General features: G+C 66.7%; 1 protein-coding gene. It reads right to left on the bottom strand.

Annotated features, from left to right (window positions below):
* Window positions 1–240: hypothetical protein (locus tag U5771_RS35500; protein WP_322028227.1), on the bottom strand; the 240-nt coding region annotated here is incomplete at its 3' end.
* Window positions 241–258: the final 18 nt, after the last annotated feature.

The following is a 258-nucleotide window of genomic DNA, read 5'->3' on the forward strand; positions in this document are numbered from 1 at the left end:
CAGCTCGGTGGCATCCCTGTCGACCTCCACGTCGACCGGCCTCTCGTCGGCGACCAGCTCGATCAGCTCGCTGTCCACGTCGACCTCGACCGGCATCAGCTCGTTGTCCACGGGGCTCAGCTCGACCGACAGCTCGGTCGCCTCGCTGTCGACTTCGACGTCGACCGGTCTCTCGTCGGCAACCAGCTCGATCAGCTCGCTGTCCACCTCGACCTCGACCGGCATCAGCTCGTTGTCCACCGGCCTCAGCTCGACCGA

This window comes from Burkholderia sp. BCC1977 (assembly GCF_905339595.1).
Classification (GTDB): domain Bacteria; phylum Pseudomonadota; class Gammaproteobacteria; order Burkholderiales; family Burkholderiaceae; genus Burkholderia.